Here is a 25,270-nt window from a genome sequence, read left to right as displayed (position 1 = left end):
AAGGTCTAAGAATTTTATGTAAAGGGTCTAATCCTGTACGTATTGTCTATATTTTTGTAAAAGTAGCAATAACTAAACAAGTTTTGCATATGATAAATAAAGTAATCTAGTTACTTTTAAAAAGATTTTTTAATGGATAATATTTGAAAACTAAGGTTTAGCCAGGCCTTTTAGCGAATGCCTTAGTTGCACTTTTTAACGATGGGGCAAGTAATCGGAGCCCCAGGGATAAAAGTTTTTACTTTCCTATCTGTAAAAGAAAATTCAAAGGAAAAGGAGAGGGTCGTAAATTGTCGGAAAAACGTAAGACGAATTATATTGTCTCCCAGGAAAACTGGACTCTCCATCGTAAAGGCTATCAAGATCAACAAAGACATATTGAAAAGGTAAAAGATGCTATAAAAAATAACCTACCTGATTTAGTGACAGAGGAAAACATTATTATGTCCAATGGTCGTGAAGTTGTAAAAATACCTATTCGTTCTCTAGATGAATATAAAATTCGCTATAACTATAATAAAAATAAACACGTAGGCCAAGGCGATGGGGATAGCCAAGTTGGCGATGTCATTGCGAGGGAACCGGGTAGAGGAGATCAATCGCAAGGGAGCGGTCAAGGAAAGAAAGCGGGCGATCAACCTGGAAGTGATTATTATGAGGCAGAAGTTTCCATTGAAGAAGTCGAGGAAGCTCTGTTTAGAGATTTAGAATTACCGAATTTAGAGCAAAAGGAACAAGATGAAATTATTGTGGAAGATATTGAGTTCAATGATGTTCGTAAGAAAGGGCTTATGGGTAACATTGACAAAAAACGAACAATCTTAACAGCTCTTAAGCGAAATGCGAGAGAAGGAAAGGCATCGATTGCACCAATCTATAATGATGATTTAAGATTTAAAACATGGAATGAAGTGGTCAAGCCAGAATCCAAAGCGGTTGTCCTAGCGATGATGGACACGAGTGCGTCGATGGGGACATTTGAGAAATACATGGCTAGAAGTTTCTTTTTCTGGATGACAAGATTTTTACGAACAAAGTATGAATCTGTAGAAATTGAATTTATTGCTCATCATACAGAAGCGAAAGTGGTATCCGAAGATGATTTCTTCAATAAAGGAGAAAGTGGAGGGACCATTTGCTCATCCGCTTATAAAAAAGCTATAGAACTTATTAATGAGAAGTATAATCCAAAACGTTATAATATTTATCCATTCCATTTCTCAGATGGTGAAAATATTACATCTGACAATGCAAAATGTATTGATTTAGTTGGTCAAATTATGGAGGTATCCCAAATGTTCGGTTATGGTGAAGTAAATGGATATAATCGATACTCCACATTGATGAATGCATATCGCACAATAGAAGATCCAAAGTTTAGACACTATATTTTAAAAGAAAAACGCGATGTATATCACGCAATGAAAAGCTTTTTTAAAAAAGAAGAAGAGCTTGTATAATAGAGTCCCCATTTAAATTGGGGACTTTTTGCTTTTTTAGTAGAAATGCCTTTATGTGCCGATTTTATCATTATTCTATAGATTCTATCGTATATACACCCCTTGAAGTACTCACAATAAAACGCGAACCATCGTATTCATACATTGCTGAATCCTCTAGAGGAATTTCATATAATTCAGATGGGAGTGACTCGTAATCATTCATTGTTGTTTCAATGACACCACTTCCATTTAAATTTAAGGAATAGACCGGTTCATAGCCATCAATGGTTCCTTCATTTTTAGAATAGGAAATGGCACTTAAATCCATTAGTGTCTCATCGAAATCATCTAATTCATGTTTTACTATTTTAATTTGTTTACCATTCCATTGTCTGATTAAATCATTAAATTGCTCAATTGAAAGAAAATGCTGATTCATGTTCATCCCTCCAGTATATAAAGTTTCCTGTTTTGGAAGAATTCATACAGCTTTGAAATGAAGAATAGATTTGATTATTAGTCAAGCATTAATTTTTTACAAGAATTGGTTCATTTATTCCTGATTCATTTCATAAACTATATAAAGCAATTTTGGAGGGGATTCTATTTGTCGATGACAAAGGAGCTGGAGTTTGCGATAGAGGAGATTACGGAAGTAGCCGAGCATTTTGGTCTTGACTTTTTCCCGATGCGCTATGAAATATGTCCTGCAGATATTATTTATACATTTGGAGCTTATGGGATGCCTACAAGGTTTTCTCACTGGAGTTTTGGAAAACAATTTCATAGAATGAAACTTCAATATGATCTTGGTCTTAGTCAGATTTATGAGCTAGTGATTAACTCAGATCCTTGTTATGCCTTTTTACTCAACACGAATACACTTATTCAAAACAAGTTAATTATTGCCCACGTTTTAGCACATTGTGATTTTTTCAAAAACAATATCCGCTTCTCTAAAACAAGAAGAGATATGGTAGAAAGTATGACAGCTACAGCGGAACGTATTGCAGAGTACGAAATGAGATATGGCAAAGATGAAGTTGAGAAATTTTTAGATGCGATATTATCCATTCAGGAACATATTGATCCTTCCATTATTTCCTCTAGGCTTTCTTATGAGGAATTAGAATTAATCGAGGAAGAGGAAGAAAAAATAGTGAAGCAATCTCCGTATGATGACTTGTGGAGTTTGGATGAAAAGCCGAAAGAAAAGAAACTAGTTGGAAGGAAGAAAGAAAGAAAGTTCCCTCCACAACCGGAGAAAGATATCTTATTATTTATTCAAGAATATAGTCGTGATTTAGAAGATTGGCAACGGGATATTCTAACGATGATGCGTGAGGAAATGCTGTATTTTTGGCCACAGCTTGAAACAAAAATCATGAATGAAGGCTGGGCATCCTTTTGGCATCAAAGGATTTTAAGGGAGTTAGACTTAACGACGGAAGAAACAATTGAGTATTCAAAATTAAATGCGGGGGTTGTCCAACCATCTAGAACGCAAATTAACCCTTATTATTTAGGATTAAAGATTTTTGAAGACATTGAAGAAAGATATAATAATCCAACAGCGGAAATGAAGAAATTAGGTTATAGGGCTGGTAGTGGTAGGGAAAAGATGTTTGAGGTTCGTGAAATCGAATCAGATATATCGTTTATTCGTAACTACTTAACAAAAGATTTGGCACAAAAAGAAGATATGTATTTGTTTGAAAAGAAGGGTAGAGACTATCGCATTACGACAAAAGATTACGAGCAAGTTCGTGATCAGCTAGTGTCTATGCGTGTGAATGGAGGATTCCCATATATAACGGTAGAAAATGGTGATTATAACCGAAATGGTGAATTATATTTAATGCATAACTATGAAGGAATAGAATTAGATCTTCACTATTTAGAGAATGTTCTTCCTTACGTTTATCAACTTTGGGGAAGGAAAGTCCATATGGAGACTGTTTTAGAAGGAAAAAAAGCACTATTTTCTTATGATGGGAATAAGGTGATGAGAAAGAGTATGTAAGAATAATAAAGCTTGGTAAGGTTAAATGAAAAATACCTTACCAAGCTTTTTCGGTTTCAGGTCAACACTACCTCTACAATAATCAGTTGCCATCTTAGATGAATATTCACGAGATTACTAACATATGATATAAGCGGAGTTTAAATTGTAAATTAAAGGATGGGTGAACATATGGATGATAAGTCATCAAGAAACCAAAAGCCTATGAATAAAGATGCTAAACAAGAGCAGTTAGATCAATACCGTGTACAAAACACAGGAAAGCCGATGACAACAAACGAAGGGCGAAAAATTTCAAACGATGAAGAAATCTTAAAAGCTGGTGTACGCGGTCCTACATTACATGAGGATTATCACTATTTTGAGAAAATGACGCACTTTGTAAAAGAAGAGGAACCAGAAAGAGTAGTTCATGCAAGAGGTTACAGTGCCTATGGGGATTTTGAATGTTATCAGTCAATGAAGCATGTGACAAAAGCATGTCTTTTTCAAGAACCTGGGAAAAAGACTCCCTTAACCATCCGTTTTTCTACCGTACAAGGGCCTAGAGGGTCTTATGATACGGCAAGAGATTTACGTTGTCAGGGTGTTAAGTTTTATACAGAAGAAGGAAATTATGATTTAACAACGATCGCTATGCCTGTATTAATTAATCAAGATCCAATGAAGTTTCCAGATGCTATGCATGCATACCAAGCTAAGCAGGATGATGATATACCAACAGCTACTGGTGCACACGACAGGTTTTGGGATTATGTAGCCAATAACCCAGAATCACTTCATATGGTGCAGTGGATCATGTCTGATCGTGGTATTGTACGAAGTTACCGAATGATGGAGTCGTGGTCCATTAATACGTACCTATTTGTTAACGAGCAAGGAGTAGCGACATTTGTAAGATTTGTTTGGAAACCCCTCCTGGGTGTTCATTCTCTTCTTCAGGATGAGGCGCTAAAAATCGGTGGGTTAGATCCTGATTTCCATCGTAGAGACCTTCGAGAGGCGATTGACAAAGGTGCTTATCCTGAATACGAATTAGGTGTTCAACTGATTCCGCTAGAGGACGAATTCAAATACGACTTTGATGTTCTCGATCCTGCGAAGTTTTGGCCAGAAGAGCTCGTTCCTGTTCAAATAATAGGGAAGATGACATTAAATAGAAACATTGATAATTACCATACAGAATCAGAGCAAGTAGCTTTTAACCCTGCAAATGTTGTACCGGGAATTGACTTTTCCAATGATCCTGTCCTACAGGGAAGGCTAATTGCTTATCAAAGTGCACAATACCACAGAATTGGAGTCAATCATCAGGAATTACCGATTAATAAGCCAATTTGTCCGTTTCATAATAATCAACGACGAGGCCCTATGAGATATCGAATTGATGTTGATCAGGTAGACTATCATAAAAACTCGCTAGCCAATAACACACCATACACAACACCACCGGAAAAAGGCGGTTATGAGCATTATCCAAAAAAAGTGGAAGGACACGTTATACGTGGGCGTAGCGAATCATTCAACGATTACTTTTCGCAACCGAGGATATTCTGGAATAGTATGAAACCTATTGAAAAACAGCATACTATCCAAGCGTTTAGCTATCAACTCGGAAAAGTTGAAAGTGAATCTGTCCGCCAACAAAATGTCAATTTATTAGTCAATGTTGATAAGGAAATGGCGTGCATCGTTGCTGATAATATTGGTGTAGAGCGCCCAAGTGGATCCAATGTACCTGTTTCTACAAGTTATGCTTCTCTTAGCCAGTACAATACACCTAGTTATGCATATACGCAAAAAGTAGGTGTACTAATTGGTAATGGTTTTAATGGTAAAGAAGTAACAAATGTACTTAACTATTTGCAACAAAATGGGGTCTTTATAGATATTATAAGTGAAACGCTCGGTAAGGTCACAGGAAACGATGGCACAACAATCAAAGTTAATAAGACATTCCTGACAACTAGTCCTTACCTATTTGACTCGCTTTATGTCGTTGGCGGAAGTGCTAAAAATGAAGCAAAGTTCCTGCAGGACATCATGGATTTTGTAAGTAATGCCTATAAGCACTATAAACCGATTGGTGTTGCTTCGACCGGACAGTCTTATATTCAGACATCAAAAGAAAATAATTTAGCAGGTGTTGTTTTTGCTGCAAATAATCCAAACTTTGAGCAGGATTTTGTCTCTGCAATTGCCCAACAACGCTTCTGGAATAGAACATAATACTGTTTATTATTTACAGGGAGATAACTATAGTTATTTCCCTGTAATTTCATATAAACCTAAATGGGAGGTAAGTTAAATGAATGATACAAATTTTATAAAGCAAAGCTTATATCAACAAGGTTTACCTATCTACGATGCTGACATTTTGCATATTCAAAACACCCTTCTTACAATCAATTATGCTGAGAGAAATCTAAAAAAAATCTCCCCTAATCTAAATCAAAAAGTACCAATTACGGTTGTTGATAAGAGGCTGTTGCTATGACAGATCTAGGTTTTTTTACTGCTAGTGACCTTGCTCCTTTAATTAAAGCTAAGCAATTATCCCCAGTAGAATTGACAAAACATATATTAAACCGTATAGATACAATTGATCCAACCATCCATTCGTATATTACCCCTCTTCATGAATTAGCCCTTAAACAAGCTGGTAAAGCTGAAACTGAAATTATGTATGGGCGATATAAAGGACCTCTTCACGGAATTCCAATCGGTATCAAGGATAATTTCGATACAAAAGGCATACGCACGACAGCTGGTTCAAAGCTTTTTGTTGATTTCATACCTGACAAAACTGCAACAACGGTAGAAAAATTGTTAGCTGCAGGTGGGATTATGTTAGGAAAGCTAAATATGCATGAGTTAGCCCTCGGATCCACCGGTACTAATCAAACCTTTGGCACTACACGAAATCCATGGAACATTCAATATATGCCAGGTGGTTCAAGTGGTGGTAGCAGTGCTGCCTTAGCAGCTGGGCTAGCAACACTTGTAACTGGAACAGATACATTTGGATCTATTCGCTTACCAGCTGCTATGTGTGGTATTTATGGGTTAAAGCCAACCTATGGGCTTGTTAGTACCTATGGGGTAATTCCTTCAGCTTGGTCATTGGATCATGCTGGTCCGATGGCACGATCGGTTTCAGATTTGGCGTTAATGCTTGATGTTATGGCAGGGTTTGATGCAGATGATCCAGCAAGCATTCATGTACCTATTCCTAATTACACCGAAGACTTAAATAAAGGGATGAGAGGAGTAAAAATTGGTATTCCTAAGTACTATCTTGAAGGATTAGAATCAGATGTAGAAAAGCTTTTTAAAAATGCTATAACAACACTAAAAGGGTTAGGAGCTGAATTAAGAGAAATAGAAATTCCTGAATTATCGATGGCAACATTTTCTGGTTATGTGACTGTATCGGGAGAAGCTTCTACTTTTCATTATGAGTGGCTACAGACTCATGTAGAGGATTACGGAGCAGATAATCGAATTTTCCTTCTATCTGGTACGTTAACAAATACACCACAATACGTCAAAGCCCAACAAGCCCGGAGGAAGATGGTGGAAGCATTTCATAATACCTTTAAGGATATCGATATCCTCCTCGGTCCGACAATACCTATCACAACCCCAGCGTTCGCGCAGAATTGGGTCGACCAAAATTTGGAAGTTATTAGACGCTGTTTACCATTTACTGTTCCTGTCAATTTAACGGGGCTACCAAGCCTAGCAGTGCCAATGGGATTTGACCAAAAAGGACTTCCAGTTGGCATGCAATTCATTGGAAATCACCTTTCTGAAAAACAAATACTTCAGGTTGGATATGCATGGGAAAGGATTAATCCGTTTCGTTTTCGAATAGCGGATTGAATCATAATCGGTAGGGGTGTATGAAAACTTCCTCCTCGAAGTCAAGCGTTTTACCGTCCAAACATTCTTGCATAAAAGGCATTCGCTGACCCTAAAAGCGAATGCCTAGTAAAATTATTGCTGTTCTATTTTCTAAATAGCATTTGGTTTAAGACTTGTACATTTGTAAGCTTGTTCAAGCTCACGTGCGTCAATTGGTTTGCTAAAGTAATACCCTTGACCTTCGTGACAATCTTGATCTTTAAGATAGGAAAGTTGGTAATCTGTTTCAATCCCCTCAGCAATTATATTAAATTGCAAGTTTTTTGCCATTGTTATAATGGTATTGACAATGACTTCATCATTCACGTCTAAGTCCCGTATAAATGATTGATCAATTTTCAACGTATTTATTGGTAAACGTTTTAAATAATTTAAGGAGGAATACCCAGTTCCGAAGTCATCGATAGATATATGGACTCCCAAATCTCTTAATTCTTTGAGTGTTTTCTCCACTTTATCTATGTTGAGGATTGTCCCTTCCGTTATTTCCAACTCTAACCATACAGGGTCCATTTTGGTTTCCCTTATAATTTCCTTAACATCATGTACAAAACTTTGATTTACAAATTGGATTGGCGAAACGTTTACGGCTACTCTATCAATCGAGAACCCCTTTTTATGCCAAGAAACCATTTGATCACAAACAGATTGTAAAACCCAGTTTCCCACTGGAATAATGAGTCCTAATTCTTCTAGTAAAGGAATGAATTCACCTGGTGATACCGAACCTAGTTTTTCATTATTCCATCTAAGCAATGCTTCGACACCAGTTATTTTATCATTTCTGAGATTGATAAGTGGTTGATAGACAATAGAAAATTCGTCCTCTTCTAGTGCGTGCTTTATTTCTTGTTCTAATTGATAATAACGTCTCAATTCGTCATTTTGGTCATCTGAAATAAAGCAGTGCGAATTACCTCCATTTTGTTTGGCGTGGTACATTGCTGTGTCGGCTTGTCTAATCATTTCCTCTACTAAATCTAAGTAATCACTTTCATATTGGCTCATTTTTTCTAGGCTAATCCCAATACTAGTAGTAGCAATGATCTTATTTCCATTTACGGTAAATGGTACGTTAAATTGCTTCTTAATTCTCTGTACTACTTTTAAAATATCATCTTTATTATCTACATCTGTAAGGAAGATGACAAATTCATCTCCTCCTTGTCGTACAATGAGATCGGATGTGCGAATACAGGTTTGCAATCTTTTGGCAAGTTCTTTTAGAATCATATCTCCTGTTCTGTGACCATAATTGTCATTGATTGATTTAAAACGATCGATATCAAGAAATAGAACAGCAAGTTTACCTTCTTTATTTACGTACTCATTTAACCATTCGTTTAATAAATTTCGATTAGGTAATAAAGTCAAAGGGTCATAGTATGCCATTTGTTTAATCGTTTCTTCATATTCTATTCGCTTCGTAATGTCATGTCGAATAGAAATATATTGATAAGGCCTTCCATTTTCTTTTAAGAAAGGGACAATGGTAGTATCTACCCAATAATAAGTTCCGTCTTTTGCTTTATTCTTTATTTCGCCTTTCCATACCTTTCCCCTACCAATTGTTCTCCACATTTCTTTGAAGAAATCTTGGCTATGATGTCCTGAGTTAACGATATTTTGTCGACTTCCTATTAATTCATTTCTACTGTATTTTGACATATTACAAAATTTATCATTTGCAAATTGAATGATCCCTCTGTTATCGGTAATGGCAACAATGGATGATTCATTCAAAGCTAATTCTATATCTTTTAGCTTTCGTAACGCTTTTTCTAGCTCTATCTTATGGTTCATTGTTTCACCCCCTAAATGTGGAAAGGTATACATTTTAATTATAGCTTAAAAAAACAATCATAGTTTGACAATTCCCCTACAAATTGAGAATATTTTCTATCTTTTTTCGAAAGAGAAAGAAAAAGATAATGCACAAAGTGGATTAATAATAATCAAAGAAAGGATAGACACAACTTCATCTATCCTTTCTCAATCTGTTGTTGTTCTTCTTCCCAAGCTTTAAATGAATAAGGTATTCCAACCATTTTGGCTACATGTTCGTCATAGGATACTAAATCCTTCTTGGTTAATTCGTTTAAAGAACGCTTTCCCATTGCTCTTAACGCCATTTTCATTTCTTCAATACTAGAAGTTAAAAAACTTTCCGCTGTTTTTGCTCCTTCCTCTGCCTTAAATTGGTCTTTAAACTTCCCCTGATTCCATACCGCCTGAGTTGGTGGTTCAAAAGGAAGCGCATTTAACGATTGGCCATGTGCCACTGCAAACAACATCGCCGAACCTACATAAATAGCATCTGCACCAAGTGCGAGCATTTTTAAAAAATGTCCCGGTATTAGCATTCCTCCAGAAACAATTAAACTAATTTGGTCTCTCTTCTTTCTTTCTTCCAAATGGTTCACAGCACGGATTATCGCATGTAATGAAGGGATACCCATATCATCAGTTAAAATGGGTGGTGCCCCAAGAGTTGCCGCTTGGCCACCATCAATTGCGATATAATCCACACCTATTTCTAATAGATAATCAATATCTTGTTCAATCTTGCCACCTGCACCAATTTTCGCACCGATTGGAACACCACCAGTGATTTTCCGGAGTTCATCTATTAAATCTTTTAAATCTTTCAAAGTTTGATTTTCAAAGAAGTTATCAAAAATAACAGCATCTTCATCTTCTTTAAGCCCCATTACTTGACGAGCATTTCCTGTTAAATTTTCGGGAGATATTTTGGCTCCTACTCCAAAAAGCGCACCCTGGCCAAATTTGATTTCAATCATATCCGCACGTTTTATTTTCTTCGTTTCCTTAGACCATTCCGTTTTAGCAAATTGTAAAATATATTTTCCGGCAGTGTCTAATTCCTCCTGCATTATTCCTCCCTCACCTGAATTAATTGCAGTGCCTGTTGTTTTTGCGGCCTCAGCTAAAGCTAGTCTCACTTGTTCACTAAGCGCGATACCATAAGCCATACCACTTATCATAAGTGGTATTTGGATTTTTAACGGTTTTTTTGCTCTTGGTCCAATAGTAGTTGCTACATCAACATCTTCCTCTCCATCAATAAGGGGCGGAAGGATTTGTGTTGGGATAAAGGTAATAGAATCCAGATGTGGCCATTTTTTAGATGAACCGAGTGGTCGATGAAGTACATCACCTGATTCAGATCTTAAGCTATTTTCTATCATATTCTGAATTCCCATATGTCTAAGACCAGGCATTAATTCAATAATGTTTTCTTGATAACTATCCGATAAAACTATTTTTGCTACTGATTTGGTAATTTTTTTCATGATCCAACGCCAACCGAAAAGTATAAAGATAAAAAATGCAAATAAAATGAAAATCATTACAAAAACGGTATAATTTAAAAAATCCGGCATTTACACGTCTCCTATATAGTAATTCCTTTTTCTTTTAGTATTTCAAGATTAAGGATAAATATGTTAGTTCTGGTCTTATTAAGTTTTCTTGCTTTCTTAAGAGCTTATCGTCTGATATAATAGTTAGGAATTAGCATCTAGTGCTAAATTATAGGAGGATCGTGCATGTCTCAAGTAAATTTAATAGCACCTGAAAATTATAATATTGTAATGGAATTTGAAAAATATACAAAAGAGCCAAATAGAAAGGCTATTATTTGGGAAGACGATAAAGGTAACCGAAAAGAAATTACATATGAAAATTTAGTTAAAAATGCGAATAAAATTGGAAATATATTATTAGAACATGGTTTTAAAAAAGGGGATAAGATATTAGTCATGATGCCTCGTATTATTGAAACATATGAGGTTTATATTGCTGCGTTGAAAACGGGTATCATTATTATTCCTTGTTCAGAAATGTTACGAACAAAAGACCTACAATACCGCATCACTCATGGAGAAGTAAAAGGTGTGGTGTGTAGTAATTCCTGTGTTTCACAATTTTATAATATAGATGAATATAATCAACTTATTAAATTTACACACGGGGATTCTGTTGAAGATTGGTTTGATCTTATTGATTTACAAGAAACTGCATCGGATGAATTAGAAATAGTTACTACTACCAACGAAGACTTAGCTTTTTTGCCTTATACTTCTGGAACAACTGGTAATCCAAAGGCAGTTATGCATACACATGCATGGGGATATGCTCATATGCAAACAGCACCGCGACACTGGTTAGCAATCCAAGAAGGGGATACCGTCTGGGCTACAGCAGCACCTGGCTGGCAAAAATGGGTTTGGAGTCCATTGTTATCTGTCTTAGGAACAGGGGCAACAGGATTTGTTTATAACGGAAAATTCGAACCAAAAAAATATTTAGATTTACTTGAAAAAAATGAGATAAACGTTTTTTGCTGTACACCTACAGAATACCGTTTAATGGCTAAGTTGGATAATTTACAGGATTACCAATTGGCCTCCTTGCATAGTGCGGTTTCTGCTGGAGAACCATTGAACCGTGAAGTGATTGATCAGTTTGAAAAGTATTTTAACGTGACGGTTAGAGATGGATATGGTCAAACGGAAAATACGTTACTTCTCGGATTCCTAAAGGGAATGAAAGTAAAACCTGGATCAATGGGTAAGCCAACACCTGGTAATAATGTTCAACTAATTGACGAAGATGGTAATCCAGTTCCTGCCGGTAAAGTAGGGGACATTGCACTTCCATTAGACACACCAGCATTATTTAAAGGTTATTATAAAGATGAAGAACGCTTCAAAAAGGCGTGTCGAGGTAACTTTTATACCACTGGGGATCAAGCTAAAATGGATGAAGAAGGCTATTTTTGGTTTGAAGGTAGAAATGACGATATAATCGTTAGCTCTGGTTATACAATCGGACCATTTGAAGTGGAAGACGCATTAGTAAAACATGAAGTAGTAAAAGAATGTGCAGTAATTGCAAGTCCAGATGAAATAAGGGGAAATGTAGTAAAAGCTTATATTGTGTTACAAGATGGAGTAGATCATACGAATCCAAATCTTGTGAATGAATTACAGAAGCATACAAAAGCTTTAACAGCTCCATATAAATATCCACGTAAAATTGAATTTGTGGATGAATTACCTAAAACATCCTCGGGTAAAATTAGGCGTGTAGAATTAAGACAGCGTGAGAAAAACTAAAATAAATAAGATGGTTTGTAAGTAATAGCCTCACTATTAGTGGGGCTATTACTTATTTTTTCTTCTTCGGTCATTACATGTTTCGATTCAATATATAATAATAGTGAATAGGAAAGGATAAAGATTGGATAAACGAAGGGAAAAGGGGCGTTTTACTTGAAAATTATAGATACCCATTGTGATGCATTAATGAAATTACAACTAGGTAAAAGAAGACAGTTTGATTTTAATGGTCCGTTTGACTATAGAACGTCAGATAAAATTGAAACAAACATAAACCGATTAATCCAAGGGAATGTTGCGGTTCAATTTTTTGCGATATTTATCGACCCGGATGTTCCTTCTGATGAAAAATGGCAGCATGCATTGGAACAGGTCGATATTTTTTATACCGATGTTCTAGGAAAAAATCCAAGAATGAAGCATATAAAAAGTTGGAATGATTTAGATTTACTAAAAGAAGGGGAAATTGGTGCGGTATTAGCATTGGAAGGGGTAGACGCGATTGGTAACGATCTTATGAAGTTAAGACAACTATACAGATTGGGAATTAAGAGTGTTGGATTGACGTGGAATTATGCTAATTATTGTGCGGATGGGATTTTGGAGCCTCGTGGAGCAGGATTAACGCTTCTAGGAGAAGAAATCATTAGGTTAAATAATGAAAATCACGTATTAAGTGATGTATCCCATGCATCTGTTCAAGCTTTTTGGGATATTTTAGAGATTGCAGATTATCCAGTAGCAACCCATTCCAATGCCAAGGCAATTTGTGATCATCCGAGAAATTTAGATGATGACCAGATTATAGGAATGTTTCAGAAAAATGGACTAATCCATGTTGTCTTTAATCCACCTTTTATTAATAAAGATAAAGAAGCGGCCACCATGACTGACTTGATTAAACATATTGATTATTTCTGTTCACTAGGCGGAGTGAAACAAATTGGATTCGGTTCTGATTTTGATGGAATTACAACTTTTGTAAATGGTTTAGAAAATTCATCTAAATATCAAAACTTTATCAATGAGTTATTAAAATATTATTCTGATGAAGAAGTACGTGGATTTGCATATAAAAACTTTCTGAATCATCGGCCAAGTGATTCTGAATAGACAATCTATCTTTGAGTCATATTATGTCTAGAACGATAAATTAGGTGTGGTGAAAAGATGAAAAAGTGGATAATAGTATTAGGAACAGTACTGTTGCTTAGTACTATTAGTATATCAAGTATTTATGCTGCTACGGATACACCAGAAAAAAGTCATCATAACTGGGCGGAGTATGGTGTTGACTATCATGAAGTAGATGGGGGAACACATGAATATTCATATTGGAAGAATTTCATAAAACGGAATCGAACATGTCAAATAACTCATGTTATTAAAACGATTACTTTTTATTGCGATAAGCATGACCATACAAGATCAAATACTGTTTTAGAGAAAACAAAGCATAGTCATCATCATAGCAATTAAATATTAATGCTTACTACATAAAAAATGTAGTAAGCATTTTATTAAATCGTAGCTCTAGCTGTTTCACGTTCCATTATATTTGTAGCAATTTTATCTGTAAAATCTTTGCCTACCTTAGGAACAAGAGTTTTTAATACAGGGTTAACCATTGTTCCGACCATTCCTTTTACATGAACCTGGAGGTAACCTTTCATTTTGCTTCTTGTATCGCTAAGTGCTTCTACTTCAAAGCAGCCTTCCCCCTTACATGTTTCATTAGATGTAGCTACTTGGAAAATAATCGTTTCATTCTCAATCCATTCTACAATTTTTATATTTAATGCTACCGTTCTTTCCATAATTCCGATATCCCCATGGATAATCCATACAGAATGACGATCGTCGATAATTTGATGACTGACATAACCTGGTACGAGTGGCGCCCACTTATTCATATCACTTACAAAATCCCAAATATTAGAAACCGGTGTGTCTAATTCAACACAATGAATCCCTTTTCCCATTTATATATTCCCCCTTATGTAAGACACATACATCTTTAAAAATCAAACATTGTTAGTATATGGAATGAAAGGACAGTTTAGAACCTATCTATAAAATTATATCCTTTCTTAACGTATAAAAGTATCAAAAAGTTAAATTCTAAAAAGGAACAGAGAAATTCTGTTCAATACCCCCGAGGAGTGATTCTTAATGGCTAACAGAAATAAGTTGTTAGTACCAGGTGCGGAAAATGCTTTAAATAGCATGAAGGAAGAAATCGCAAAAGAATTCAACGTTGAACTTGGAGCGGATACAACTGCAAGAGAAAACGGATCGGTGGGTGGCGAAATGGTCAAAAGAATGATTCAAATCGCCCAGCAATCAATGGCAGATGGAGATAAATAGCGTAGTTTATCTACTCAAAAAAGTGTTGGCCTTTACACAGGCCAACACTTTTTTCTACAACTAATAAGACTTAATTCTCTTCCGTCCTCGTTGAACGAGCACTTACACTTAGTTATTTACACTTGATTTTTCTACATTTAAAGTCCAGTTTAATGGATCCTCTAGTTTACCGTATTGGATTCCTGTGATGGTATCATATACTTTTTTAGATAAATCACCGGTTTTACCTTCATTGATTACTAAGTGTTTACCTTCCCAATATAATTCACCAATTGGCGAGATTACTGCTGCAGTACCAGAACCAAAAGCTTCTTCAAGGGTTCCATTTTCATGAGCTTCATAAATTTCTTGCATAGAAATTTTGCGTTCAGATATAGGGAGATCCCAATGTTTCAACAATTGGATAACAGAGTCTCTTGTAATACCAGCAAGAATACTCCCGTTTAACATAGGAGTTACAACTTCTCCGTTGATTTTGAGGAACACGTTCATACTACCGACTTCCTCAATGTATTTACGTTCAACACCGTCTAACCATAGAACTTGTGAAAACCCATCTTTTTCTACAGTTTCTTGGGCTTTTAAACTAGAAGCATAGTTACCGCCTGTTTTCGCTTCACCTGTTCCACCTTTTACAGTGCGTACATATTTATCTTCCACAGCAATTTTAACTGGGTTAATACCTTCTTTATAGTAAGTACCTACTGGTGACATGATAATAATAAATTTATAATGATGCGATGGCGAAACACCTAGGTATGGTTCAGTTGAAATAATAAATGGACGAATATACAATGATGTTCCTTCAGCATCTGGTACCCAGTCTTTATCGATTTCTACCAGTTGTCTGATTGCTTCCAATCCAAGCTTCTCATCAATTGGTGGAATAACGAGACGATCGTTTGAATGGTTTAAACGTTGGATATTTTTCTCCGGTCTAAATAATTGAACGTCTCCGTCTTGTGTACGGAATGCTTTTAAACCTTCGAATACAGATTGACCATAATGGAAAATCATCGAAGCTGGATCAAGTGTTAATTTTTGATAAGGGACTATACTGGGATCATGCCATCCAATCCCTTCTGTATAATCCATAACAAACATATGATCTGTAAAGTTTCTTCCAAACACTAAATTGCTGGAATCTGGTTTCGTTTTTCTAGATTGACTTTTTTCCACACGAATTGATTGATCTACCATTTCAATATCCCCTTGCATAAAAGTTTAAAGATTTCTATTAATGATAAATTATAATTTTAATTTAAGCAAGGGCTTTTTTGTGTTAAATTAGAATTGGGCGAAAAGTGGAATTACACCGAAATCTCGTTTGTGTTACCATAATGGCCTGTTTTATTTGTGATGAATAGATAGTAATAGTTAATGGAGGAGAACTGATGGAAAGAATAAAGGCAGTATTTTTTGATTTAGATGATACATTATTATGGGATGAAGAAAGTGTTCGACAAGCTTTTCATAGAACTTGTGTATTAGCTCAACAAAAATATGAGGTTGACCCAGAAAAATTAGAGATTATGGTTCGTAAAAAGGCAAGAGCTCTATATGAAAACTATGATGTATATCCATTTACCCAAATGATCGGTATTAATCCATTTGAAGGTTTATGGGGAACATTTCATGATAAAGGTGAAGATTTTAAAAAACTGAGTGAAGTAGCTCCTGCATATCAAAAGCAAGCATGGACTGACGGACTGCTTGAATTAGGAATAAATGATCCTGAATTTGGAGCAGAGCTTGCAAAGGCATTTCCCGAAAATAGAAAACAAGTACCATATTTATACGAGGAAAGTTTAAAAGTACTAGATGCGTTAAAAGGAAATTACAAATTATTATTACTAACAAATGGTTCACCAGAATTACAAAACATTAAATTAGAAATTACTCCTGAATTACGTCCGTACTTTGACCAAATTCTTATTTCAGGCGATTTTGGAAAAGGAAAACCAGACCCAAGTATTTTTGAACATGCTTTAGGGCTGTTAAATGTAAAATCAGATGAAGTTTTAATGGTTGGAGATAATTTGAATACGGATATAAAAGGTGCGAATAGTACTGGTATTGCATCCGCATGGGTTAACCGCAAAGGAATGGAAGCAACGGAAGTAAAGCCTACTTATGAAATTAAAAGTCTTTTAGAAGTATTGGATATTTTGAAAGGTTAATCAAAAAATTAATTGAGGTTATCCAAAATGCAAACTATAGGATAACCTCTTCTATTTGTGTGACTAATCTTATTATATATATTCACTTACAAATCAATCGCAAGGACATCGTTAATTTCTTCTAATTGAAGTAATTCGTTTAATGCGGCCTCATCTAAGTGTCGATCAATGGTAAGGATCATGATTGCTTTCCCACCTTTATCAGATCGATCCACTTGCATCGTTGCAATGTTAATATTATGTTTCCCAAGTAAACTACCCATTCTACCAATTACACCTGGCTGGTCGATATGCTCGATAACAACCATATGCCCTTCTGGTCGAACGTCTACTCTATAATTATCTACATGAACGATACGAGGTCCCAAACCATTTAATAATGTTCCGGCAACTTTTCTAGTTTGAGATTTCGTTTTAATTTCTACCGTAATTAAATTCGTAAAGCCTTTCGCTTGGGAAGTTTTTTTCTCATTAACTACAATTTCTTTTCTTTCTGCTAAATATAGGGCGTTCACATCATTAACGTGCATACCTAAGTGCCGTTTTAAAATCCCTTTAATCGTATTTCTAGTTATCGGTGCAACTTCCATATCATAAAGTTCACCTGCGAAAGAAACATTTATTTCTTCTGCGACTTCACCTGCAAGGTCAATAAGAAAAGCTCCTAATTTCTCCGCTAAATAAAAATATGGTTCAACTTTTTTCATTCTATCTTTTGATAGGGAAGGTAAATTTACTGGATTTATGACACTCTCTCCATTTAAATATCTAAGTACATCTTTACTAACATCAATGGCAACAATTTCCTGTGCTTCAACAGTGCTTGCACCAAGATGTGGGGTTGCTACTACTTGAGGGAGTTCTAATAGTCTATGATCCATAAACGGTTCTTCCTCGAAAACATCCAATGCTGCTCCAGCAACTTTCCCGGAAACAATCGCATCATATAGGGCATCTTCATCAATAATTCCACCCCTTGCACAATTAATGATAAATACACCATTTTTCATTCTTCCAAATGCTTTAGCATTTATCAAATGCCTTGTTTCTTTAAGTAACGGTGTATGGACAGTGATGAAATCAGCTTGTTCAATCACTTCTTCAAACGTTCCATAACCAATTCCCATTTTATTTGCTTTATCTTTTGTGAAAAAAGGATCATAGGCAATGACATTCATTCGTTGTCCCTTCGCTCGAGTTGCAACTTCTGTACCGATTTTTCCAAGTCCAACAATTCCAAGGGTCTTATCACATAACTCCACACCAACAAACTTTTTCCTATCCCACTTATGTTCTTTAAGTGATAGATAAGCTTGGGGAATGTTTCTAGATAGAGCCATTAACATTGCCATCGTATGTTCCGCTGCGGAATTTGTATTTCCATTTGGAGCATTGACAACAATAATTCCGTGCTCGGTAGCAGCATCAAGATCTATATTATCGACGCCAACTCCAGCACGACCAATTATTTTTAGTTTTTTTCCTTTACTTATAATGGATCTTGTAACTTGTGTACCACTTCGTACTAATAGAGCATCGAATTCAGTTATACGTTTTTCTAAATCCATTTGCGATAACCCCGTATCGATAACGATGTTTACATTGTCAGCTTGGCGTAACGGTAGAATACCTTCTTCACTTAATGGATCGCTAATTAGTACATTAAAAGCCATGTATAACCCTCCCAAAAGGTAAGTCATTGAAATCAATATAGCAGTAAATTATTACTTGTCAATATTATTTTTGTATGCAAAGGAAAGTGATTAAAGAAGAAAAATAATTTAAAAACAAAGAAAAAATATTTCTGTAGAAATATTGAAAAATTTGACGAATAGAAATATAATTATTTATTAGAAAGGTAGACAATTATTAGAATTCATAAACTATAAAATTTATTTATTTGCTTTTTAAAAAAATGGTATTCGTAATATGTCATACTTTTTTGCGATATATTGCATATTATGAAACGGTGGGGGTAATGAAATAACGTTGGGACAGCAGTGGGTTCGGTAGAATTTTTGGAAGAATTTATTTTTTTAAAACACTAATGCACCAACGTTGGAAACGGATTCAGTATATTGCATATTGCAATGGGGTGAAAAAAAAGTGAAAAACCCTATTGACGTTCTTGCAAAAACGTTATAACATAAAGTCCAATATCAGAAATTTAAAATTCATTCCATTTTAAATTCTTTTTTGAAAATAATGATATACAACTAAAACGCAGACGGGACACTTAGAAATACAAACGTGTATTCACAGAGATCTAGGGTTGCTGGAAGCCTAGAAATACACAAATTTCTATTCTCTTCCCCGAGTGCCAAGCTGAACGATTCTTCTAGTGCATATCTTGAAGAACCTTTTCTATTAAGTTTGGTCAGGTATATTCCTTACCTGTTATCAAAAAAGACTGTTTATTTCAGTCGGTGAGGTAGTATTCGTGAGGATGCTACGAAACTGGGTGGTACCGTGAAAAGAGGACTCTTTTCTCCCCAATAGATTTCTGCAGTTGTGTGCAGTATGCGTATAGGGAGAGAAGGGTCTTTTTATTTGGAGAAAAGTCACTTATCTCTGAAAAACGCACAGTATAGTTAGCTTAAGGTAGGTATAACGGCATTTAGAGAGTACTCTGAACGTTGTTTTACTATAAATTTATTTAGCAGAGAAAAGGATAAGGATAAACTCTCTTCTCCTGCAAAGTGCAACTAAAGCATTCGCCAAAAAGCATGGCGAACGCCAAGTTTTCTAGAATGATTTATTAGAATTTTTAAATTTATAAGGAGGTAAGTAGTAGTGAAAGTTGAGGCAAAGCCTAAGGAACTTGCAGTTGAAAAGAAAACGACAACTGGTGCAGATGTTTTTATTCGTTCATTGGTAGATGCAGATGTTGACACAGTATTTGGTTATCCGGGTGGTGCAGTTTTACCAATTTACGATGCCTTGTATCGAGCAAACGCACCTTTCCAGCATATTCTTTGCCGCCATGAACAAGGATTGATTCATGCAGCAGAAGGATACGCACGAGTGACAGGGAAGCCGGGTGTGGTCATTGCTACTTCAGGACCGGGAGCAACTAACTTAATTACTGGTATTACAGATGCGATGATGGATTCTTTACCAGTCGTCATCTTTACTGGTCAAGTTGGAACTGGAGTAATTGGTACAGATGCTTTCCAAGAGGCTGACATTATTGGGATAACTACTCCAATAACTAAATACAATTATCAAGTAACGGACTTGAAACAATTACCTAGAATTGTTAAAGAGGCATTCCATATTGCGTCAACAGGACGTCCGGGACCGGTAGTAGTTGATATTCCAAAAAACATCTCACAAGAAATCACAGTAGATGAATTTGACACAGCGTTTCATTTGCCGGGTTATCAACCAACCGTTAAGCCTAACCCATTGCAAATTCGTAAACTTGCGGACGCTTTAAGTCGTTCTGAACGACCACTACTACTGGCTGGAGCGGGTGTATTATTTGCTGATGCTGCAAAGGAATTAAAGGTATTTGCCGAAAAATACCAACTTCCAGTTACAACAACCTTACTTGGGTTAGGTAGTTTTCCTGGAACAAATGAACTTTCATTAGGTATGGCAGGTATGCATGGGACCTATACGGCAAATATGGCTATTTATGAATGTGATTTGCTTATAAATATTGGAGCGAGATTTGATGACCGACTAACAGGCGCTATCAAGCACTTTGCACCAAATGCAAAAGTGGCACACATCGATATTGATCCAGCTGAAATTGGGAAGAACATTAAAACTAAAATTCCAGTTGTTGGTGATGCGAAAGAAGCCCTTAAACAATTACTGGATGTTAATGCTAAGATTACTAACCATGATGAATGGTTACAATCACTTAATTCTAAGAAGGAAGATTATCCGCTTTGGTATGACCGTTCCGAAGAATTAATTTCACCACAATGGTTAATTGAACAAGTATATGAAGTTTCTAATGGAGAAGCAATTGTAACAACGGATGTTGGGCAACATCAAATGTGGGCTGCACAATTTTATAAATTTGACAGTCCAGATAAATGGGTTACTTCCGGGGGACTTGGGACGATGGGATTTGGATTTCCAGCCGCAATTGGTGCACAACTAGGTAGACCAGATGAATTAGTTGTATCCATTGTAGGAGACGGTGGATTCCAAATGACATTACAAGAACTTTCCGTTATAAAGGAACGTAACTTACCAGTTAAAGTAATCATTATTAATAATGAAGCACTTGGTATGGTAAGACAATGGCAAGAAAAATTCTATGAAGAAAGATATTCAGAATCATTATTAACTGAAAACCCAGATTTTATTAAACTTGCAGAAAGTTATGGAGTTAAAGGGGTTAGAGTAGATAAAGAAGAAAATGTACCGAGAGTTCTAGAAGATGTATTTTCATATGACGGACCTGTTGTTGTTGACTGTCGTGTTGTAAAACGTGAATGTGTATTTCCGATGGTTGCACCGGGTGCGGGGAACCACGAAATGATCGGGGTGACAAAATGAAACGGATTATAACAGCTACTGTACAAAATCGTAGTGGTGTATTAAATCGTGTAACAGGCATGATGGTAAAACGTCAATTTAATATAGAAAGTATTTCGGTAGGTCCCTCTGAAACAGAAGGAATTTCTAAAATGACATTTGTTGTGGAGGTTAGTGATGACCAGAAATTAGAGCAATTAACCAAACAATTAAACAAACAAATTGATGTTTTGAAAGTTACTGACATTACAGATAAGGCAATTGTTGCTAGAGAACTAGCATTAATTAAAGTTGGAAGTTCTAGTCAAAATCGTGCAGAAATACAAGGAGTAATCACTCCGTTTCGTGCGAGTGTAATTGATGTAAGTAAAGATAGCCTGATCATTCAAGTAACAGGTAACCCTGAAAAGATAGATGCACTTATTGATTTGTTAAGACCTTATGGAATTAAAGAATTAACTAGAACGGGGGTAACAGCCTTCCAAAGAGGAAGACAGCCAGAAAACGTTCAGGAAATGAATGCATTAATATTTTAATATTAATATAAAAGAGTGTGTTCAAAAAGGAGGATGAAAAGGACCGAGCAGTTCGAGGCGGCGTAGCTTTGAGCAGCGGAACGTATGACGTGAGCAGCGGAAAAGCAAGCCAACGAGCTTCCACAGGATGTGGTGACTTCGACGTTCGTCACAGGACGTGACGGAACTTAGTCGAAGGTCCCCTGTACCGAAGTGTCATTTTCACCGGACTTTTTGAACATCCTCTAAAAACAAACTAATTATTGAAATAGGAAAGGGAGAATAAATTATGTCTAAAGTATTATATGAAAAAGATATTAACAAAGAGGTATTACAAGGGAAAAAAGTTGCAATCGTAGGATATGGATCACAAGGTCATGCTCATGCACAAAACCTTCGTGATAGTGGATATGAAGTTATTATCGGTCTTCGTCCAGGAAAATCTCAAGCTAAAGCAGTTGAAGATGGATTTGATGTTAAATCTGTAGGAGACGCAACAAGAGAAGCAGATGTTGTTATGATTCTATTACCAGATGAAAACCAACAAAAAGTCTATGAAGAAAGCATTAAACCGAATCTAAAAGCAGGAAGTGCAATCGCGTTTGCTCACGGATTCAACATTCATTTTAACCAAATTGTACCACCAGAAAATGTTGACGTATTTATGGTAGCACCTAAAGGCCCAGGACACTTAGTAAGAAGAACTTATGAAGAGGGAGCAGGGGTGCCAGCATTATACGCTGTTTACCAAGATGTAACTGGTCAAGCAAAAGATGTTGCCTTAGCCTATGCAGATGGAGTTGGAGCTGCAAGAGCTGGTGTTCTTGAAACGACATTCCAAGAAGAAACTGAAACGGATCTATTCGGTGAGCAAGCAGTACTATGTGGAGGACTTACTAGCCTAGTTAAAGCTGGTTTTGAAACATTAACAGAAGCTGGATATCAACCAGAAGTTGCTTATTTCGAGTGTCTACATGAATTAAAATTAATCGTTGACTTGATGTACGAAGGTGGTTTAGAAAACATGCGTTATTCCATCTCTGACACAGCTCAATGGGGTGACTTCGTATCAGGTCCGCGTGTAGTAAATGAAGAAACGAAAGTAAGAATGAAAGAGGTACTTTCAGATATTCAAACTGGTAAATTTGCTCAAGGTTGGATTTTGGAAAACCAAGCTGGTCGTCCACAATTCAATGCAATTAATAACAATGAATATAAACATCCAATTACTGCGGTTGGTAAAGAACTACGCGCACTAATGCCGTTTGTAAACCCACAAAATAAAGAAAATGAAAAGGAAGGGAAAGTTCATGTCACGAATTAAAATTTTCGATACAACGCTTCGGGACGGAGAACAATCACCAGGGGTTAATTTAAATAAATTGGAGAAACTTGAAATTGCTAAACAACTAGAACGTTTAGGTGTGGATATTATGGAAGCAGGATTTCCTGCTTCCTCAGAAGGTGATTTTAAAGCAGTTAAATTAATCGCTGATACGATTAAAGACACGTCAGTGACGGGACTTTCTAGAACGATTAAGTCGGATATTGATACTGCATGGGAAGCTTTGAAAGGTGCTGCTGAACCAAGATTGCATCTTTTCCTTGCAACATCTCCAATTCACATGCAATACAAATTGAAAATGACTCCGGAGCAAGTAATCGATCAATCTGTGAACATGGTTTCCTATGCAAAGCAAAAATTTCCACAAATTGAATGGTCTGCGGAAGATGCAACTCGTTCGGATTGGGCGTTCTTAGTAAAAATCATCGAAAAAGTAATTAATGCTGGTGCAACAGTTATTAACTTACCAGATACAGTTGGTTATACAACTCCATCTGAGTATGGAAGAATGTTCCAATATATTCGAGAAAATGTACCAAACATTGATAAAGTAGACTTATCTTGCCATTGTCATGATGATTTAGGAATGGCTGTTGCTAACTCTATCTCTGCGGTTGAAAATGGTGTGACCCAAGTAGAAGGTACGATTAACGGTATCGGCGAGCGGGCAGGTAATGCTGCTTTGGAAGAAGTAGCAGTTGCACTTAAAATTAGATCTGATTTTTATCCATATGAGACTGGTCTAAAACTAAATGAAATTAAACGCTCCAGTGATATTATTTCTAAACTGACTGGAATGTATGTTCAACCAAATAAAGCGATTATTGGTAGAAATGCTTATGCGCATGAATCAGGAATTCACCAAGATGGTGTCTTAAAAAATGCGGAGACTTATGAAATAATAACCCCAGAATTAGTTGGAGTAAATTCCAACACACTTTTCCTTGGTAAACATTCTGGGCGTCATGCATTCAGAGATAAAGTGAAAGAATTTGGTATTGAATTAACAGAAGAACAAGTTAAAGATGCATTTAAACAATTTAAACAGCTTACTGATCACAAAAAAGAAGTTACAGATGACGACATCTATACAATTGTAATGGAAATTAAAACAGATGCAGCAGGAGTTAATAAATATCAGTTAGAAACTTTCCAGGTACATTATGGATCGTCTGATATTCCAACTGCTACTGTATCCCTTACGACTCCAGAGGGGGAATCCATACAAACGGCTTGTACTGGTAAAGGTAGTGTAGAAGCATTATATAACACTCTTTCCTCGTTAGTAAAAGAAGAACTAAAATTATTAGATTATCATATCAACTCTGTTGGTGGAGGTAAAGATGCTTTAGCTGAATCTCATGTTCAACTTTCCGTGAATGGCGAAGCAACGAATGGTAGAGGTACTGCTCAAGACGTAATTGAAGCATCTGCCAATGCCTACTTAAATGCAGTAAATCGTTATATTATCAAACAACAATCTGTAAAACAAGCAGAGACAGTGAATTAATAATCTAACCACTCCATTAAGCGGGTGTTTGCCGATAACGCCACAAAATAGTGGCGTTATCGGCATTGGTGAAAGAAAGGCGAAAGCACCCGGTTAGCGACGTACGAACTGGACTGAGCCGAAGGAGATAAAGGAAACACGCCTCTTCATAGAGGTGTGCCGACGTTGGCCGCAAAGGCCGTACTTAGTCGGCCTACCTTCAGTGCTGGGAGTCGAAGTTGACTTTCACCACAAGGGTATAAGGGCGACTAAGCCTCTGGTTTCACCAGTCGGCAAGTCTTCTTTATCGCACGGAGGTGAAGGAAGTTTGCTAGTCGCTG

The 25,270-nt window shown here is 36.2% G+C and carries 20 protein-coding genes; 14 read left to right on the top strand and 6 right to left on the bottom strand.

Going from position 1 to position 25,270, the window contains the following annotated elements:
• The first annotated feature begins 290 nt into the window (after positions 1 to 290).
• Positions 291 to 1,460 carry a sporulation protein YhbH gene (yhbH, locus tag A9178_RS05750; RefSeq protein WP_068673238.1) on the top strand — a complete coding sequence of 390 codons (1,170 nt, stop codon included), beginning with the start codon at positions 291 to 293 and terminating at the stop codon, positions 1,458 to 1,460.
• A gap of 70 nt (positions 1,461 to 1,530) precedes the next feature.
• On the opposite strand, the gene ymzB is transcribed toward yhbH, so the two are convergent.
• Complete coding sequence (gene ymzB / locus A9178_RS05745) at positions 1,531 to 1,881, bottom strand: protein YmzB (RefSeq protein ID WP_068673237.1); 351 nt, start codon at positions 1,879 to 1,881, stop codon at positions 1,531 to 1,533.
• A gap of 174 nt (positions 1,882 to 2,055) precedes the next feature.
• Between ymzB and A9178_RS05740 the strand changes: the two genes are divergently transcribed.
• From A9178_RS05740 to A9178_RS05725, 4 genes are all read left to right on the top strand, one after another.
• A complete protein-coding gene (locus A9178_RS05740; protein ID WP_068673235.1) occupies positions 2,056 to 3,465 on the top strand; it encodes a SpoVR family protein in 1,410 nt (469 codons plus the stop codon).
• Between the two features lie 171 nt (positions 3,466 to 3,636).
• Positions 3,637 to 5,694 carry a catalase gene (locus A9178_RS05735; RefSeq protein WP_047184833.1) on the top strand — a complete coding sequence of 686 codons (2,058 nt, stop codon included), beginning with the start codon at positions 3,637 to 3,639 and terminating at the stop codon, positions 5,692 to 5,694.
• A gap of 79 nt (positions 5,695 to 5,773) precedes the next feature.
• Positions 5,774 to 5,962, top strand: coding sequence for a hypothetical protein (locus tag A9178_RS05730; protein WP_068673233.1), 189 nt, complete (start codon positions 5,774 to 5,776; stop codon positions 5,960 to 5,962).
• Positions 5,959 to 7,350 carry an amidase gene (locus tag A9178_RS05725; RefSeq protein WP_068673231.1) on the top strand — a complete coding sequence of 464 codons (1,392 nt, stop codon included), beginning with the start codon at positions 5,959 to 5,961 and terminating at the stop codon, positions 7,348 to 7,350. Before A9178_RS05730 ends, A9178_RS05725 begins: the two co-directional genes overlap by 4 nt.
• A gap of 132 nt (positions 7,351 to 7,482) precedes the next feature.
• On the opposite strand, the gene A9178_RS05720 is transcribed toward A9178_RS05725, so the two are convergent.
• Positions 7,483 to 9,195 carry a putative bifunctional diguanylate cyclase/phosphodiesterase gene (locus A9178_RS05720; protein ID WP_068673229.1) on the bottom strand — a complete coding sequence of 571 codons (1,713 nt, stop codon included), beginning with the start codon at positions 9,193 to 9,195 and terminating at the stop codon, positions 7,483 to 7,485.
• A 179-nt stretch (positions 9,196 to 9,374) separates the two neighbouring features.
• Complete coding sequence (locus A9178_RS05715; RefSeq protein ID WP_068673227.1) at positions 9,375 to 10,796, bottom strand: FMN-binding glutamate synthase family protein; 1,422 nt, start codon at positions 10,794 to 10,796, stop codon at positions 9,375 to 9,377.
• A gap of 165 nt (positions 10,797 to 10,961) precedes the next feature.
• On the opposite strand from A9178_RS05715, the gene mbcS reads away from it, so the two are divergent.
• The 3 genes from mbcS (at position 10,962) to A9178_RS05700 (ending at position 14,015) form a co-directional block, all read left to right on the top strand.
• Positions 10,962 to 12,533, top strand: coding sequence for an acyl-CoA synthetase MbcS (mbcS, locus tag A9178_RS05710; protein ID WP_068673226.1), 1,572 nt, complete (start codon positions 10,962 to 10,964; stop codon positions 12,531 to 12,533).
• A gap of 156 nt (positions 12,534 to 12,689) precedes the next feature.
• Positions 12,690 to 13,649, top strand: coding sequence for a dipeptidase (locus A9178_RS05705; protein WP_068673224.1), 960 nt, complete (start codon positions 12,690 to 12,692; stop codon positions 13,647 to 13,649).
• 57 nt (positions 13,650 to 13,706) lie between these two features.
• Entirely contained in the window at positions 13,707 to 14,015 is a 309-nt protein-coding gene (locus A9178_RS05700; RefSeq protein WP_068673223.1) for a hypothetical protein, read from the top strand.
• Positions 14,016 to 14,056: 41 nt separating this feature from the next.
• On the opposite strand, the gene A9178_RS05695 is transcribed toward A9178_RS05700, so the two are convergent.
• Positions 14,057 to 14,518, bottom strand: coding sequence for an SRPBCC family protein (locus A9178_RS05695; RefSeq protein WP_068673222.1), 462 nt, complete (start codon positions 14,516 to 14,518; stop codon positions 14,057 to 14,059).
• Positions 14,519 to 14,708: 190 nt separating this feature from the next.
• Between A9178_RS05695 and A9178_RS05690 the strand changes: the two genes are divergently transcribed.
• Positions 14,709 to 14,903, top strand: a complete 195-nt coding sequence (locus A9178_RS05690) for an alpha/beta-type small acid-soluble spore protein (protein WP_068673221.1) — start codon at positions 14,709 to 14,711, stop codon at positions 14,901 to 14,903.
• A gap of 108 nt (positions 14,904 to 15,011) precedes the next feature.
• Here the strand turns inward: A9178_RS05690 and A9178_RS05685 are convergent, their stop codons facing one another.
• Positions 15,012 to 16,103 carry a branched-chain amino acid aminotransferase gene (locus A9178_RS05685; RefSeq protein ID WP_068673220.1) on the bottom strand — a complete coding sequence of 364 codons (1,092 nt, stop codon included), beginning with the start codon at positions 16,101 to 16,103 and terminating at the stop codon, positions 15,012 to 15,014.
• 194 nt (positions 16,104 to 16,297) lie between these two features.
• On the opposite strand from A9178_RS05685, the gene A9178_RS05680 reads away from it, so the two are divergent.
• Positions 16,298 to 17,083, top strand: a complete 786-nt coding sequence (locus A9178_RS05680; protein WP_068673219.1) for an HAD family hydrolase — start codon at positions 16,298 to 16,300, stop codon at positions 17,081 to 17,083.
• An 86-nt stretch (positions 17,084 to 17,169) separates the two neighbouring features.
• Here the strand turns inward: A9178_RS05680 and serA are convergent, their stop codons facing one another.
• The gene (serA, locus tag A9178_RS05675) at positions 17,170 to 18,756 is read right to left on the bottom strand and encodes a phosphoglycerate dehydrogenase (protein ID WP_068673218.1); all 1,587 of its coding nucleotides are present in this window, start codon (positions 18,754 to 18,756) and stop codon (positions 17,170 to 17,172) included.
• Between the two features lie 1,120 nt (positions 18,757 to 19,876).
• Between serA and ilvB the strand changes: the two genes are divergently transcribed.
• From ilvB to A9178_RS05655, 4 genes are all read left to right on the top strand, one after another.
• Positions 19,877 to 21,601, top strand: coding sequence for an acetolactate synthase large subunit (ilvB, locus tag A9178_RS05670; RefSeq protein WP_068673216.1), 1,725 nt, complete (start codon positions 19,877 to 19,879; stop codon positions 21,599 to 21,601).
• Positions 21,598 to 22,116, top strand: coding sequence for an acetolactate synthase small subunit (gene ilvN / locus A9178_RS05665; protein ID WP_068673214.1), 519 nt, complete (start codon positions 21,598 to 21,600; stop codon positions 22,114 to 22,116). The genes ilvB and ilvN overlap by 4 nt, the downstream gene beginning before the upstream one ends.
• Positions 22,117 to 22,384: 268 nt before the next feature.
• Positions 22,385 to 23,419, top strand: coding sequence for a ketol-acid reductoisomerase (gene ilvC / locus A9178_RS05660; protein WP_068673212.1), 1,035 nt, complete (start codon positions 22,385 to 22,387; stop codon positions 23,417 to 23,419).
• Positions 23,406 to 24,950 (top strand): 2-isopropylmalate synthase, encoded by a 1,545-nt coding sequence (locus A9178_RS05655; RefSeq protein ID WP_068673210.1) that lies wholly within the window; start codon positions 23,406 to 23,408, stop codon positions 24,948 to 24,950. Before ilvC ends, A9178_RS05655 begins: the two co-directional genes overlap by 14 nt.
• Positions 24,951 to 25,270 lie beyond the last annotated feature (320 nt).

It is taken from the genome of Oceanobacillus sp. Castelsardo (assembly GCF_001659985.1).
In the GTDB taxonomy this organism is placed as follows: domain Bacteria; phylum Bacillota; class Bacilli; order Bacillales; family Amphibacillaceae; genus Oceanobacillus.
The sequence above is the reverse complement of the archived record's forward strand: the minus strand, read 5'-3'. Positions and strand labels throughout refer to the sequence as shown.